Annotated in this window: 12 protein-coding genes and 1 pseudogene; 7 read left to right on the top strand and 6 right to left on the bottom strand. The window is 56.6% G+C overall.

Annotated features, from left to right (window positions below):
- Positions 1-155: 155 nt before the first annotated feature.
- From KP703_RS00065 to cysG, 3 genes are all read right to left on the bottom strand, one after another.
- Positions 156-983: an aldo/keto reductase gene (locus KP703_RS00065; RefSeq protein ID WP_062272612.1), complete on the bottom strand. Its 828-nt coding sequence runs from the start codon at positions 981-983 to the stop codon at positions 156-158.
- Between the two features lie 137 nt (positions 984-1,120).
- Positions 1,121-2,791, bottom strand: coding sequence for a porin (locus KP703_RS00060; protein WP_215753434.1), 1,671 nt, complete (start codon positions 2,789-2,791; stop codon positions 1,121-1,123).
- 432 nt (positions 2,792-3,223) lie between these two features.
- The gene (gene cysG, locus KP703_RS00055) at positions 3,224-4,633 is read right to left on the bottom strand and encodes a siroheme synthase CysG (RefSeq protein ID WP_062142250.1); all 1,410 of its coding nucleotides are present in this window, start codon (positions 4,631-4,633) and stop codon (positions 3,224-3,226) included.
- Between the two features lie 183 nt (positions 4,634-4,816).
- Here cysG and KP703_RS00050 point away from each other — a divergent pair, with 183 nt between their 5' ends.
- Positions 4,817-6,655: an ABC transporter ATP-binding protein gene (locus tag KP703_RS00050; RefSeq protein WP_215753433.1), complete on the top strand. Its 1,839-nt coding sequence runs from the start codon at positions 4,817-4,819 to the stop codon at positions 6,653-6,655.
- Positions 6,642-7,334, top strand: a complete 693-nt coding sequence (locus tag KP703_RS00045) for a GntR family transcriptional regulator (RefSeq protein ID WP_082782900.1) — start codon at positions 6,642-6,644, stop codon at positions 7,332-7,334. The genes KP703_RS00050 and KP703_RS00045 overlap by 14 nt, the downstream gene beginning before the upstream one ends.
- Positions 7,335-7,420: 86 nt before the next feature.
- Here the strand turns inward: KP703_RS00045 and minE are convergent, their stop codons facing one another.
- From minE to minC, 3 genes are all read right to left on the bottom strand, one after another.
- Entirely contained in the window at positions 7,421-7,744 is a 324-nt protein-coding gene (gene minE / locus KP703_RS00040; protein ID WP_215753432.1) for a cell division topological specificity factor MinE, read from the bottom strand.
- Positions 7,741-8,556, bottom strand: coding sequence for a septum site-determining protein MinD (gene minD, locus KP703_RS00035; RefSeq protein ID WP_062251008.1), 816 nt, complete (start codon positions 8,554-8,556; stop codon positions 7,741-7,743). Before minD ends, minE begins: the two co-directional genes overlap by 4 nt.
- A gap of 141 nt (positions 8,557-8,697) precedes the next feature.
- Positions 8,698-9,396 carry a septum site-determining protein MinC gene (minC, locus tag KP703_RS00030; protein WP_215753431.1) on the bottom strand — a complete coding sequence of 233 codons (699 nt, stop codon included), beginning with the start codon at positions 9,394-9,396 and terminating at the stop codon, positions 8,698-8,700.
- A gap of 175 nt (positions 9,397-9,571) precedes the next feature.
- Between minC and KP703_RS00025 the strand changes: the two genes are divergently transcribed.
- The 5 genes and pseudogenes from KP703_RS00025 to KP703_RS00005 all read left to right on the top strand — a co-directional run bounded on the left by KP703_RS00025 (position 9,572) and on the right by KP703_RS00005 (position 14,348).
- Positions 9,572-10,240, top strand: a complete 669-nt coding sequence (locus KP703_RS00025; RefSeq protein WP_061507063.1) for a glutathione S-transferase family protein — start codon at positions 9,572-9,574, stop codon at positions 10,238-10,240.
- 5 nt (positions 10,241-10,245) lie between these two features.
- Positions 10,246-11,466, top strand: a complete 1,221-nt coding sequence (locus KP703_RS00020) for an NAD(P)/FAD-dependent oxidoreductase (RefSeq protein ID WP_373687406.1) — start codon at positions 10,246-10,248, stop codon at positions 11,464-11,466.
- 134 nt (positions 11,467-11,600) lie between these two features.
- Positions 11,601-13,055, top strand: coding sequence for an anti-phage dCTP deaminase (locus KP703_RS00015; RefSeq protein ID WP_215753430.1), 1,455 nt, complete (start codon positions 11,601-11,603; stop codon positions 13,053-13,055).
- A gap of 16 nt (positions 13,056-13,071) precedes the next feature.
- A pseudogene (locus KP703_RS00010) lies at positions 13,072-13,254 on the top strand (IS5/IS1182 family transposase); the annotation flags it as partial.
- A gap of 14 nt (positions 13,255-13,268) precedes the next feature.
- Complete coding sequence (locus tag KP703_RS00005; RefSeq protein WP_215753429.1) at positions 13,269-14,348, top strand: IS5 family transposase; 1,080 nt, start codon at positions 13,269-13,271, stop codon at positions 14,346-14,348.
- Positions 14,349-14,482 lie beyond the last annotated feature (134 nt).

Below are 14,482 nucleotides of genomic sequence, written 5' to 3'. Positions count from 1 at the left end.
CTCTCTCAGAGCAACACCCCCTTGTGACAGAATAATGAGGGCGGGAGAGGAAGAGTGGTTCCGGCTTGCGGCTTTATGAGGGCGAAGAGCGCCGCCACAGGCCGGATTACGCCCGTCAGACGGCCAGACGCGTGCTGCCTGACGTGTATAAAAAATTATTCTTCTACGTGAGTATCCGGGTCTCCGCCCAGACGGTTTCCGGCTTCCAGCCCCGCAATGGCAGCAAGATCGCCTTCGTCCAGCGTGAAGTTGAAGATATCCAGATTGGCCCGCATTCGGTCTGTATTGCTGGATTTGGGGATGGGGATGATGTCGTTCTGGGTAAACCAGCGCAGCATGATCTGGGCCGGGGTGCGGTTGTGTTTGTCCGCAAGTTCCACAATTACGGGGTTATCCATCAGCCCCTTACCAAGCGGCCGCCAGCCTTCCGTCAGAATGCCGTGTTTGGCATTAAAGCGGCGCATGTCGGCCTGCTGGAAGTCGGCATGGATTTCAATCTGGTTGACGGCCGGCACGACGCCCGTTTCCTGAATGAGGCGCTCCAGATGGGCGGGCTTGAAGTTCGAGACGCCGATGGAGCGGATCTTACCGTCCTTCTGTGCGGCAATCATCGCCTTCCAGCTTTCCACATACAGGTCTTTTTCCGGCAGGGGCCAGTGGATGAGGTAGAGGTCCACATAGTCCACATTCAGCCGCTGGAGGCTGCCATCCAGCCCTTTGAGCGCGGCGTCATAGCCCTGATCTGCCCCGCGCAGTTTGGTGGCGAGAAAGATGTCTTTTCTTTCAACTTCAGAGTCTTGCAGCGCGTGGCCAACACCCGTTTCGTTCCCATAGCTGGCAGCGGTGTCAATCAGGCGATAGCCGGTGAGCAGGGCGGCCTGCACGGCGGCTTCCACTTCCTGATCATTCATGGGGTAGGTGCCAAATCCCATGCCGGGAATTTTGTGGCCGTCATTCAGAGTAAGAAGGGGAGCTGAGGGCATGGGGCGCAATCCTTGAATGTCTTGTCAGAACGTCAGAGGCGCAACCTAGCCTCCGTGCGGCGCAGGGCCGGGAGGCAGGGCGCGGTTTTCTTTCTTAACGTTTCGGGGTGGAGATGGTTCAGAAAAACCAGCCGCCCTCAGAACAGCAAGATGACACCGGCGGAGGCGGAGTTATCGCTTTCCTTGTTCGGGCCGTGGGCGGCAGATTCCGTGTGGGCGTATTCCGCTACAAGGTTCAGCCAGTCGGTCAGGCTATAGAAGGCAGCGCCGACTTCGGACTGGTTGCGACGCACCAGCAGAGAGCTGTTTTCGCCCGGAGCCTGATAGAGATTACTCACACCATAACTGCCGACCAGCTTGAACTTCTTGGTGAAATTATACATGGCCTGCACGTAATAGCCTTCCGACGCCCGTTTGCGGCCATTGTTGGCAATGCCGTCAAAGAACAGGCCGGTCGTGCCCAGCCCGCTGCCCCGGTAGTAATAGGCCACACCCTGAAAGCCTTTGTAGGTGATCTTGGTGCCGATTTCTCCCGCTTCCACCATTGCCCCGCGGCGGCTGCTGGCATCCAGATCCGGGCTGGTCAGGCCCTGCTGATGCTGCACAAGGAAGCTGGCCCAGATACGGGTCTGCACGCCACCAATCGTAAAGTCGTAGGTGCCTTTACCCTGCACCATGGGAGAGGAATGCTGCGTGGAGGAGGCAGAGAGCGCGCGGCCTGACGCATCACCCCCGGCAAAGTTGAATTCATCAAGCGGCTGGAAGACGCCGACGGAGCCCTGCAACCCGTGATATTTGGGAGAGACATAGGAAATCTGCGGGATCCAGTCTGCATACACATAACCGACACCGATACGACCGAGCGACGTATTGCCCGGTGCCGCATTGCTGCCGGTGGAGCCGACACTGAGGAGGGTGGCATCGTTCAGGATGGCGTCGCTGCCGAAAATAGCGAGGTCACGCCCGAACTTGAATGTCCCCACCGCCTTGGTGCCGACGGTTACGTAAACCTGTCGCAGATCGATCCCGGCGGTGCCCAGCCCGACCGGGCTGCCGCCTGTGTTGGCGTTGAAGGCCCCGTTCTTGGCGTTGTCCACGCCCGGATACATGCCCAGCACGGCGGACATATCAATGCCCGACTGGGTGGTGCTGAGCTTGAGGATAAAGCCTGCGGGCAGCAGGCCGTTACGCACGGAAGAGGAATCAAACCCGCTGGAGCCGGTGGAGACGCCACCCGCCACCGGGCGACCGCCTGCGGGGCTGTTATAGGTGTAGAACCCGTTCACGAAGCCGGAGAAGTTGATGTCGATCGGGCCGGCCTTGAAGGTCAGGCCCTTGCCCGGCACGTATTTGGCAACCCGCACAATGCTGTTGCTGTTCAGGGCCTCATTGGTGGAGCGCATCGCTTCCTGCGCGGAGCGAGCGCTGGCTTCGGCCCGGTTGGCTGCCAGTTCTGCGCGGCTGGAGGCTTCATCCGGCGCGCCCGGATCAAACCGGATCCCGTCTTCATAACCAGAACCGAGGGTGTGCGCAGCCGGACCGGCATGATGCGGGGCAGACGCGGTGGCCGTGCGGACGGGGCGGGCTGTACGCGCCGGGGCTGTGTGCTGCGTTGTGCCTGCGGTGTGGCTCAGATGTTTGGCCAGAAGGGTATCGTGTTCATGCCTGGTCAGGCTGCCTTTGAGCTGAAGAATATCCAGCAGGTCACTATAGTCGTCAGCCAGTGCAGATGGCGCAGTCATAAATGGCGCGCAGGCAACAGATGTTACCACAACAGGTAATAGAAGTGCCCGTTTTCTCGATGCCATAAAAGTCTGCTCCCTCACGTCGTTTGCTATCTCTGAGAGATTGGACTTCCCTCCGTCAACACCCTGATAAGAAGAGTTTCCTGCCAGTACAAAGGCCTGAACGGCAAGGAAACAGGGCTGAGGCAAAGGGACCGGAAGAGGCAGCGCCGCCCCTGAGCTGTGAGGCTTTCAAGGGGCTCTTATGCAGCGCAAGCGGGCTGGATTATGCGGCATTTTGAGGGTTTTTGTTTGTTGTCAAAATGTTATGCGAATTTGTTCGGGGATGCGGAACGATTTTAAATCGAAACAAAATCGTTAAAGCACGCTTCCTCGCACGCTTGTGGCGGAGGGGTGCTATGCGGGAATAGAACTTGTCCGGCTTAAGAGAACGGAAAAACCCTTGGTGTTATAACGAAAAATACCAAGGGAATACGGACGCAGGTCACGCAGTTGTTACGCCTCCGGCAGCGTCGGGCTGACCCGATGCCGCACAACTTCGCCAATAATGATCAGGGCAGGGCTGGTCACATTTTCAGCAACAGCCTGTTCAGGCAGCGTGGCGAGGGTGCCGGTAATGACACGCTGCTGCGGCGTTGTGCCACGTTCCACCAGGGCGGCGGGCCAGTCGGCGGGCAGACCATGTTCCATGAGTTGCGCGCTGAGTTGCGGCAGCATGGTCAGGCCCATATAGATCACCACCGTCTGGCTGCGCAGGGCGATGGTTTCCCACGCCAGATCCAGCGTGCCATCGGCCTTGGCGTGGCCGGTAATAAACAGGCAGGCCTGTGCGCAGTCCCGGTGCGTCAGCGGAATACCGGCATACGCCGCGCAGCCATTGGCGGCGGAAATGCCCGGAATAATGCGGAAGGGCACGCCTGCTTCTGTCAGCGTTTCGATTTCTTCCCCGCCACGGCCAAAAATAAACGGGTCTCCGCCCTTCAGGCGCAGGACGCGCTCACCGGCTTTGGCGCGGCGGACCAGTTCGGCATTAATGCCTTCCTGCGGCAGGGTGTGCCGGTTGCGCTGTTTGCCCACAAAAATCAGTTCGGCATCCCGCCGGACATAATTGAGGATGTCCGGGCCAATCAGATTGTCATACAGAACCGTATCCGCATCCTGCATGAGGCGCAGGGCGGCGAGGGTGAGCAGGTTCGGGTCTCCGGGGCCAGCCCCCACCAGCCAGACTTCGCCTTGCCGGGTGTGACCGTCCAGCAGGTTATCAAGTTCCCGGCTGGCGGCTTCTGTCTGGCCGCTCATGGCCAGATTGCCGCCGGAGCCATCCAGAAACCGTTCCCAGACCTGCCGCCTGTCAGACGGGTCGGGCAGGCGTGCGCGCAGAGGCAGGCGCGCGTTCTGCATAAAGTCCGCGAGCAGATGCAGGCCAGCGGGCAGAATTTCTTCAATTTTGGCACGCAGGCGGCGGGCGAGCACCGGAGCCGCACCCCCTGTGGAGACGGCGACCTGCACCGCGCCGCGCGTGCTTAGCGCCGGGGTGATGAAGCTGGAATTACCGGGATCATCCACCGCGCAGACCGGCACGTTCTGCTGCTGGCACAAAGCGGCAAGGCTGCGGTTCAGCGTGGTATCATTGGTGGCGATATAAACCAGACGGCAGCCGGGCAAGCGGGCGCGTACGTCGTCTTCCGACACCAGACCCGGCACATGCGTCAGAACGCCGTCATCCGCCAGACGCTGCAATTCGGGGCAGAGTGTGGGGGAGAGGAGTTCAATCCGCGCGCCGGTGGGCACCAGAAGGCGCACCTTGTTGGCGGCAATATTCCCGCCACCAATGACAAGGACACGAGCTTCGTCGAGGCGAAGCATGATGGGGAACCAGCTGGTTTTTTCAGAAGACGACTGCATAACACCCTCAGCAAGCAGGCTTGTGCGCGGGACGCAAGGGTTCTGATGCGTTGAGCGCACAAAAAAGCTTTTTTAATCTTTCTGCGTTTCAGTGGCCTGTTGCCATGATAGCGCCGTCTTCCCAAGTGACAGGACACAAAAAGTGTGCCGCAACGCAGACTTCACCATCACAAAGAGGGCAGAATGGCAGGAACGGTCACACAGTCTGGCATGCAGAGTAATCAGACCGATAAAACCATCGTGGTGCCAGACCGCGAGCTGCATGTGTATGCCGGGCGGCCCGTGGCCTTTCTGCTGCGCTACATGCGCAATCGGGCGATGGCGCATGTGATGGTGTTTGGCTCGGTCGGGCTGGCCATTGGCTGCGCGGTTCTGTCCTCCTACGCCATCCGGCATCTGGTGGATGTGATGACGGCCACGGCGCATAAGGGCCCGGTGGAGGCCGTCTGGCAGGCGGTGGCCATTCTGGCGGTGCTGATTGCCACAGATAATATGGGCTGGCGTATTGCAGGCTGGTTTGCCTCCCGCACCTTTATTGAAATGACCGGAGATATCCGGCGCGATCTGTTCCGGTTTCTGACAGGCCATTCCCCGGCGTATTTTTCCGAGCGGATGCCGACCTCTTTAGCGGCGCGGATTACCACGGCGGGGAATGTCTGCTTCACCCTTGAAAATCTTCTGGCCTGGAGTGTCCTGCCGCCTGCTCTGAATGTGGTGCTTTCTGTCACGCTCATGCTGTCCGTGAGCTGGCTGATGGGAGGCGTGACGGTGGTTCTGGCAGCGGCTCTGTGCCTGCTGATGTTCCGTCTGGCGGTGCGCGGGCGCACATTGCACGGAGAATACGCTGCCGCTGCTGCCGGGCTTGAGGGCGAGACGCTGGATGTGATGGGCAATATCGCTCTGGTGCGCGCCTTTGGCATGCGGACGCAGGAGCGTCTGCGCTTTAACACGCTGGCGGGCAGGGAGATGGGCGAGCGCCTGCGTTCCCTGCGTTACATGGAAAAGCTGCGCATGGTGCATGCCGTGCTGACGGCTGTGCTGACGGCGGGGCTGCTGATTTGGGCGGTGCTGCTCTGGCAACATGGCGAGGCCAGTGTGGGGGAGGTGGTGATGGTCATCACCCTCGGTTTTGCCATTCTGCATGGCACGCGGGATCTGGCGATGGCGTTGGTGGAGACCATTCAGCACAATGCCCGGCTTTCTGAAGTGCTGTCGGCCCTGCTGGTGCCGCACGACATGCCCGACCGCGATGACGCCGTGCCGCACCCCGGCCCGGTGCGCGGCGAGATTATGTTTGAGGATGTCGGCTTTGCCTATCCCGGCGGGGCGAAGGTGCTGGATGGCTTTAACCTGCATATTGCCGCAGGCACCCGCGTGGGGCTGGTGGGGCGCTCCGGTTCCGGCAAGAGCACGGTTCTGGCGCTGTTGCAGCGGCTCCGCTTTGTGCAGTCTGGTCGTATTCTGATTGACGGGCAGGATATTTGCAGCCTGACGGATGATGGCTTGCGGGCCTGCCTTTCCATTGTGCCGCAGGATGTCTCTCTGCTGCATCGCAGCGTGATGGAAAATATTCGTTACGGGCGGCCTGATGCGACGGATGAAGCCGTGCGTGCCGCAGCGGCTGCTGCTGGCTGTGCGGACTTTATCGAGGCCATGCCGGAGGGGTTTCAGACGCTCGTGGGGGATAGGGGCGTAAAGCTGTCCGGCGGCCAGAGACAGCGGATTGCCATTGCCCGGGCCTTCCTGCGGAACGCGCCGATCCTCATTCTGGATGAAGCGACCAGTGCGCTGGACACGGAAAGTGAAGCGCATGTGCAAAAGGCGCTGGAGCGGCTAATGGTGGGCCGGACTGTGATTGCGGTGGCACACCGGCTTTCAACTTTGCGCAACTTTGATAGAATTGTTGTGATGCAGGACGGCAGGATTGTGGAGGACGGCTCTCCCACCCTGCTGGAACAGCAGGACGGCCCGTATAAGAATTTTTTGAACCAGCAGGTGACCCATACGAATGATGTTGCATGACGATGCGCCCGCTCTGGACTCTGATCGTCCGGCGGCAGCTAAAGGGGCTCTTGCCGCTTACGCTTATCAGCAGATCAGAGAACGCCTGATCCTGAGCACTTATAAGGGTGGTGAAAGGCTGGTTCTGCGTCCGCTGGCGGCGTCTCTTAAACTCAGCCCGACCCCGGTGCGGGAGGCCCTGCTGCGGCTGGTGTCCGAACAGGCTTTGGAACTGGATGACCGCAATACCGCCCGCGTGCCCGCTCTCTCGCGGGAGGTGTTTCAGGAAGTGCATCCGCTGCGCGGGGACCTGGAAGAGCGCCTGGCGCGCAATGTGGCGGGGCGCATAACTCCGGAGCAGATTGGCGTGCTGGAAACCTGCCATCAGTCCTTTATTGATGGCTATCTGGCCGGAGATCCGCATCAGGCGGCTGTCGGGAATGCCGCCTTCCATAGTGCGATTGCTGACTTTTCCAGCATGACCATTACAGCCGGTATCATGCAGCGCCTGTGGGCGCGGATTGGTCCGTTTTATGCGGGTACCAATGGTCTGCCGCCTGCCAGCCCGGTGGAAGCTAATCATCCGCACATGCTGCTGCTTGAAGCCTTCCGGCGGCATGATGCGGAAGCGGCCGTGGCGGCAATCCGGCAGGATTTCCAGCAGGCCCGCAGCTGGCTGGAACCGCTTTTGCCAGCCTGACCCTGTTTGAGAGTGTTCGGGCAAAGAAAAACCCGGTCCGCTGCAAGAGCGGGCCGGGTTTTTTTATATCGTGATGACGGTAAGCCTCAGGCTTTTTTGGCCTGAGGAGCAGCCTTGGCAGCCTGAATAGCGGGCTTTTCACCCGGTTTGACGTCCGTCAGGCCGGGCACTTCCACGTCAATTTCCAGCGTGGAGCAGTGGGCACCGCGATCCAGCTTGATCTGCACCTTGTCCTGATCCACGGCGACGTGCCGTTTGATCACTTCCATGATTTCCCGGTGCAACTGGGCCAGCAGATCATCTTTGCCTTCCCCACCGGAAATCCGTTCATGAGCGAGGAGAATCTGCAAACGGTCGCGCGCGACGGGTGCCGAGGAGCGGCGTTTGAAGATATTGGAGAGGAAGGTCATGAGACTCTCCGTTTAAACAGCCAGTCAAACAGGCCTTTGCGTTCCGTGGGAATAGTGACTTCCAGCTTCTCGCCTGCCAGACGCCGCGCCGCATCGTTATAGGCGCGCGCCGCTGCACTTTCAGGCTCAGCTATCGTAACCGGGGCTCCCACGTTTGAGGCCCGCAGTACGTCGCCGCTTTCCGGGATGATGCCCAGAAGCGGAATGGACAGGATTTCCAGCACATCGTCTGTCCCCAGCATGTCACCCCGGGAGGCGCGCTGCGGGTCATACCGGGTGAGGAGGAGGTGTTTTTCCAGCTTCTCCCCTTTTTTGGCTTTTTCCGTTGTGCTGTCCAGCATGCCGATAATCCGGTCACTGTCACGCACGGAAGACACTTCCGGGTTGGTGACAATTACGGCCATATCGGCGTGATACATGGCCATCTGTGCGCCGCGCTCAATCCCGGCAGGGCTGTCACAGATCACCCAGTCAAACTTCTTGCGCAGTTCCGCAATTACCTTGGCCACGCCTTCTGACGTCAGGGCATCCTTGTCCCGCGTCTGGGAGGCAGGCAGCAGGGAGAGGGAGGGGACGCGCTTATCCTTGATGAGCGCCTGCGCCAGATTGGCATCACCCTGAATCACGTTGATCAGGTCAAACACCACGCGGCGTTCTGCGCCCATTACCAGATCAAGGTTCCGCAGGCCGACATCGAAATCAACCAGCACAACGCTCTGACCATTTTGTGCCAGCGCTGCGCCTAAGGCTGCGGTGGTGGTGGTCTTACCCACGCCACCTTTGCCGGACGTGACGACCAGAACCTTTGACATCCGTGTTATTCCTCTTTGGTCTTTAAGGCTGCTTTGCCGTCAGCTTAGTACGACAGCCGTGTAGGAACGCAACCTTACAATCTGTCATCAAAAATGGAACGCAGAATATTCGCCTTAAGCGAAGTCTTTTGCGTAAAAGTGTTACGTGAGAGGAAGGAAAGTGAGTGTTTCCCCGGAAAGTGCAACCTGAGCCGGTTTACTTGTCTGGTCCGCATTCATTTCTTCCGCGGTGGCGTAAAAACCGTCAATCGCCACCAGTTCGGCTTCCAACGCACGGGTGAAGATGCGGGCTTCCGCATTGCCGCCAATCCCTGCAATGGCCCGCCCACGCAGGGGGCCATAGACATGGATGGACCCGCCGGCTGAGACTTCCGCCCCAGAGGCGACGGAGCCGAGAATGATCACATCACCATCCGGCCACACGACCTGCTGGCCGGAGCGGATGGGGCTCTCAAGAATAAGCGTGCGCGGGCCGGGGGCTTCGGGCACATCATCTTCCGGAATGGCGATCTCGGCAGAGGCGCGGCCACCGGCAAAGTTCTCCGGCCATTCCCAGTCCGCCAGCGCAGGCCAGGAGCGGTCCCCGCCTTCAATCCCCATCACACGGATGCCGCGTTCCTTCAGGGCAGGCAGCAGATCAGCCAGATGCTGTGTTTCAGCATCCAGCATCCCGAGGTCCAGAATAATGGGCTTGCCGGCAAAGAACCCGGCAGAGCGGGCGATCTGGTGATCCAGCGCGCTCAGCCAGTCTTCCAGCGGGGCTTCCGGGGTGAGCGTGAGCGCCAGAAAGGACCGGCCGGAGATACGGATGCGGGGCAGGGGGGATGTCGTGGCGGACAAGGACGTGAGATCTCGCTTGCGTAGGATCGGACGGGAAAGTGCAGCAGTGGTACACGCTGCAAGGGTTGTCTGTCGAGCATCTGTGCAGAACGCGCAGGGACCCTGTGCATTATTTGATGCCCGCAGGCCCGATTACCCTCTGGCGCGCTGGCAGACAATGTCATAAATCTTGCGCATGCGTACCCTGTATCATCTCCCCCTCTCCCCCTACTGCCGGAAAATCCGGCTTGTGCTGGGTGAAAAACGTCTGCCGTTTGAAGCCATCGTGGAACGGGTGTGGGAAGAACGCCCGGAATTCTACGCCATGAACCCGGCGGGTGAAGTGCCGGTTCTGGTTGAAGATAACGGGCTGGTTGTGCCGGATTCCTCCGTGATCTGCGAGTATCTGGAAGAAGCCTATTCCGATACGCCACTGCTGGGCCGCACACTGGCTGAGCGCGTGGAAGTGCGGCGCCTGGTGGCGTGGTTTGACCAGCGCTTTGCCCGCGATGTGTCCCGCCGTTTTATTGGCGAGCGCGTCATGAAGCGCATTAGTGGCCGTGGCAACCCGGACGGCACCATTCTGCGGGAAGGCTATGCGGCCATGAAGCCGCATCTGAAATACATCAACTTCCTTGCGGAAAACCGGAACTGGCTGGCTGGCAACTTCCTCTCTCTGGCGGATTTTGCGGCAGCAGCCCATCTCTCCAGCCTTGATTTTATTGGGGATATTGACTGGTCCAAAGCGCCTGCGGTGCGGGACTGGTACGCCCGTATGAAGTCTCGCCCCTGTTTCCGCCCCCTGCTGGGTGACCGCGTATCCGGCATTACCCCGCCGGACTATTACGCCAATCTGGATTTCTGAAGAGCGTGACCTTTCATAATGGCGGCGACGCAGCGCGTCGTGCGCCCGATGTGCTGATTATTGGTGCCGGCGCTGCCGGGTTGATGGCAGCGTTTACAGCCGCCCGGCGCGGTCGGCGCGTTGTGGTGCTGGACCATGCGCCGGAGGTTGGGCGTAAAATCCTGATTTCTGGCGGCGGGCGCTGCAATTTTACCAACACCGAAATGCGGGCCGAACGCTTTATTTCCCAAAATAAGCATTTTGCCCGCTCAGCCCTCAGCCGGTACACGCCTGCGCAGTTTCTGGAGCTGCTGGCGAAGCACAAAATCCCCTGGCACGAGAAAAAGCTGGGACAGTTGTTCTGTGACAATTCCGCGCGGGACATTGTGCAGATGCTGCTGGCGGAATGTAAGGCCGCCAATGTGACCATTCTTACGGATGTGCGCATTACCGATGTCACCAGGCCGCAGGATTTCCGGGTGCAGACCTCTGCCGGAACCTTCACCAGCAAGGCGCTTGTGCTGGCGACGGGTGGCCTCTCCATCCCCAAACTCGGCGCGACCAGCTTCAGCTATAATATTGCCCGCTATTTTGGTTTGTCGGTTGTCTCGCCGGAGCCGGCTCTTGTGCCGCTGGTGTTTGGGCAGCCTGACGAAAGCTGGGTGCAGTCTCTGGCTGGCGTCTCTCTGCCGGTGCGGGCGTCCTGCGGGAAAATCGGGTTTGATGAATCGCTGCTGTTCACGCATCGGGGTCTCTCCGGCCCGGCGTTGCTGCAGATTTCGTCTTACTGGGAGCCGGGGCAGGCAGTACGGATCAATCTGCTGCCCGGTGAAGACCTGAACGCGCTTCTGGCCGGATTGAAAAGAGCCAAAGGGCAGATGAAAGGCCCGGCAGCATTGGGTCGCTGGTTGCCGCATCGTCTGGCGCAGGAACTGGCTCGCCAGAGTGCGCCGGAAGAGCGGCCTGTTGTGGAATGGCCGGACCGCACGCTGCGCGCTCTGGCTGACCGCATTCATCGTCTGGACCTGCACCCCACCGGCACGGAAGGCTTTGCGAAGGCGGAAGTTACACGTGGCGGGGTTGATACCCGGAAGCTGTCTTCCAAAACCATGGAAGCGCAGACCGTGCCCAATCTCTATGTGATTGGTGAGGCGGTGGACGTGACCGGCTGGCTGGGTGGCTATAACTTCCACTGGGCATGGGCCAGCGGGCACGCCGCAGGCGAAGCACTTGCGGAAAATAACTAATATTTAAATTTCGTTGAACAGTTATTGAAAATTAGTTTCTATTATTACGTTTAAATCGTAAAAATATCTCTTGTGTATTTAATAATATTAAATAATGTTTAAATTGAAGTTTATATTTAAAAATAGGTTTTGATATGTCGGATGAAGAAAAATTCCAGCCCTTACAATTGGTTCGGGATGACAAAAGTAATGTATTGATAGTTGGTGTTGTTGGTGCGGTTGGATCTGGAACGTCTTGGGTTGCAAAAGTTATAAAAAATTACTTGGAATCACAAAATAAAAATTGTGTGATCATAAAAGCAAGTGATTTAATAAGAGATTATATCAATGATAAGGATAAAAAGAGAATAGAAAAAGAGGAATCCCCTTTTGGTAAGGTAAAAATCTATCAAGAATTGGGAGATGAGTTGCGAAAAAATAATGATAATTCATTTATTTCGGCAGCCTTTATTTCAAAAATAGCTTCGCATACCAACATTGATTTAGAAAAAACTGTTTTTATACTTGATTCTTTAAAGAATCCGTCTGAAGTTCAATTGCTGCGTATGGTCTATGGCGATTCTTTTTGGCTGATCGGGAACGTTTGTGCGCCAGAAACTAGAAAAGAGCGGCTATTAAAAAAATTTAAAATAGAAAATAAAGGTAATGAACGAGAATTAAATGAATTTATTTCGAGAGATGAAGATGATAGGAGTGCAAAATATGGACAGCATGTTTCCTCTACTTTTGAAAGAGCTGATTATTTTATAAATACATCAGAACATCTGGCATCTCCTGACGTTCCTTTTGGGGAAATTAAAGATTGGACTCCATACAGTGATATTACCCGGTTTGTAGACTTAATAACTTTAAGTCGACCAATGTTGCGGCCAACAGATGCAGAGCAAGGAATGTACTCTGCTTACGCTGCGCGTTTGGGGAGTGCTTGTCTATCGCGTCAGGTGGGTGCGACGTTAATGAATGACAAGGGAGAAATACTATCTACCGGCTGTAATGAAGTTCCGCGAGCTGGAGGCGGGTTGTATGGTCAATCTAATAATGAAAAGGATACAGATAAAACTATAAATAGCGGTAGATGTTACATTTTTAATGGTATTTGCAAAAACACAGAAGAGAAAAATAAAATAGTTGAATATATTTATAATATTATAAAAGAAAATATAAGAGATTATTCTGCAAATCTAGAAGATTCAGCAGTGGAGAAAATATCTATTGGCATTAAAAAAGAGATACAAAAGTCAAAAATTGGAGATCTAATAGAATTTAGTCGGTCTGTTCATGCTGAGATGGATGCTCTGATATCTGCAGGAAGGAAAGGTGCATCCACCGATGGCTGTAAATTATTTGTTACTACATTCCCATGTCATAATTGTGCTCGGCATATTGTAGCTGCGGGGATTAAAGAGGTTCAGTTTATAGAGCCTTATTTAAAAAGTAAGGCTCTTGATTTACATTGTGATTCAATTACTCAAAATCCCAAAGATCAAATAACTATGGGGAAAGTCCTTTTTAAGCCTTACGAAGGTGGAGGGTTCGAAAAACCCCTTGGCTCTGAGTTGTTCTGTGTGATTCCATTTTTTTGGCGTTGATTGGGGATGGAGGAAGATGAAGCAATCTGGTTTCTTTGATGTTGAAGAGCGTCTTGCTCGGCTGAGCGGGCTTGGCGATCAACTGGAGGCCTTTTCCCGGACTGTGGATTTTGAGGTGTTCCGCCCTGATCTGGAGCTGGCTCTGGCCTATTCAGACGGAAGTAAAGGCGGACGTCCGCCGTTTTTTTTGGCGTTGATTGGGGATGGAGGAAGATGAAGCAATCTGGTTTCTTTGATGTTGAAGAGCGTCTTGCTCGGCTGAGCGGGCTTGGCGATCAACTGGAGGCCTTTTCCCGGACTGTGGATTTTGAGGTGTTCCGCCCTGATCTGGAGCTGGCTCTGGCCTATTCAGACGGAAGTAAAGGCGGACGTCCGCCGTTTGATCCGGTGCTGATGTTCAAAATCCTGATCATCCAGACGTTGAACAATTTGTCTGATGAACGGACAGAGTATCTGATCAACGACCGCCTGTCGTTCATGCGCTTTCTGGGATTGGGGCTGTCGGACCGCGTGCCGGATGCCAAAACGGTCTGGCTGTTTCGTGAGCGTTTGACACAGGCGGGTGCCATTGAAAGGCTGTTTGACCGATTTGACGCGACCCTGCGGAACGCCGGTTATCTCCCGATGTCCGGCCAGATCCTGGATGCAACACTGGTGGCTGCTCCAAAGCAGCGCAATACGAACGCTGAGAAAGCGGATCTCCGGGCAGGACGTATTCCCGAAGACTGGCAGGACAAGCCGGCAAAGCTGTCACACAAGGATCGTCATGCGCGCTGGACACTTAAGTTCACGAAGGCGAAGCGGCAGGACGATGGAACCATACCGTCGAGCGATCTCGCCATCCCGTTCTTTGGCTACAAATCCCACGTCTCCATCGACCGGAAGTTTCGGTTCATCCGAAAATGGAAGACGACGGATGCCGCCGCCAGTGATGGTGCGCGATTGAGAGAGGGGCTGTTAGATAAAACCAATACGGCCTCAAGCGTTTGGGCTGATACAGCTTATCGCTCGAAAGCGAATGAGGACTTCATGGACAAAGAGGGTTTTGTCTCAAAGGTTCACAGAAAAAAGCCGCATCTCAAGCCTATGCCCCGACATATCCAGAAATCGAATGCTGGAAAGTCCGTGATCCGATCACGCGTCGAGCACGTCTTTGCTGACCAGAAATCACAGACGGGGTTGTTCATCCGAACTGTCGGTATCACCCGGGCCACCATGAGGATCGGGCTGGCCAATATCGTCTACAACATGCGCCGCTTCCTCTTCCTCGAAAGGTTGAACGCGAGCGCGTAGTCATCCAGCGGGAGGGCAGTCCCCGATCTGCTCAAAACGCAGATCAAAAGCTACCCCAAAAACCGTCAATCAAATCGCCAAAACCCTGAAATCACGAGCCAGGCGCATCAACCAACGGTTCTTCGATCCCTCCA

The sequence above is a fragment of the Acetobacter sp. P5B1 genome (assembly GCF_018811985.1).
GTDB classification, from domain to species: domain Bacteria; phylum Pseudomonadota; class Alphaproteobacteria; order Acetobacterales; family Acetobacteraceae; genus Acetobacter; species Acetobacter cerevisiae.
The sequence above is the reverse complement of the archived record's forward strand: the minus strand, read 5'-3'. Positions and strand labels throughout refer to the sequence as shown.